This is a genomic window from Ralstonia psammae (genome assembly GCF_958405935.1).
Taxonomy (GTDB): Bacteria; Pseudomonadota; Gammaproteobacteria; order Burkholderiales; family Burkholderiaceae; genus Ralstonia; species Ralstonia psammae.
On sequence record NZ_CATZBU010000053.1, the window covers coordinates 1 to 701 of the forward strand.

At 63.8% G+C, this 701-nt stretch carries 1 protein-coding gene; it reads left to right on the plus strand.

The annotated features are described in order from the left end of the window. A partial coding sequence (locus R2N16_RS25440) for an FAD-binding protein (protein ID WP_316669827.1) occupies nt 1–701 on the plus strand: 701 nt, incomplete at both ends.

A 701-nucleotide genomic window follows, 5' to 3' on the forward strand; every position in this document is an offset into this window, starting at 1 on the left:
GTGCCGACCATCCATTACCAGATGGGGGGTATTCCGACGAACTATCACGGTCAGGTCGTGGTGCCGAAGAACGGCAACCCGAACGAGGTCATCAACGGCTTCTACGCGATCGGCGAATGCTCTTGCGTGTCGGTGCACGGCGCCAACCGCCTGGGCACGAACTCGCTGCTCGACCTGGTGGTGTTCGGCCGTTCGGCGGGCAACCACATCATTGCGCAGAACCTGAAGAACCGCGAGCACAAGCCGTTGCCGGCCGACGCTGCCGACCGCGCGCTGTCGCGCCTGGCCAAGCTGGATTCGTCCAGCTCGGGCGAATACGCGCAGGACATCGCCAACGACATCCGCCGCAACATGCAGTCGCACGCTGGCGTGTTCCGCACGCAGAAGCTGATGGATGAAGGCGTCGAACGCATCCTGGAAGTGGCCGAGCGCGCTGGCAGCATCCACCTGAAGGACAAGTCCAAGGTGTTCAACACCGCACGCGTTGAAGCGCTGGAAGTGGCCAACCTGGTGGAAGTGGCGAAGGCGACGATGGTGTCGGCCGCTGCCCGCAAGGAGTCGCGCGGCGCACACGCGCACAGCGACTTCCCGAACCGCGACGACGAAACCTGGCTCAAGCACTCGCTGTGGTACAGCGAAGGCAACCGTCTCGACTACAAGCCTGTGCAGTTGAAGCCGCTGTCGGTGGAAACCGTGCCGCC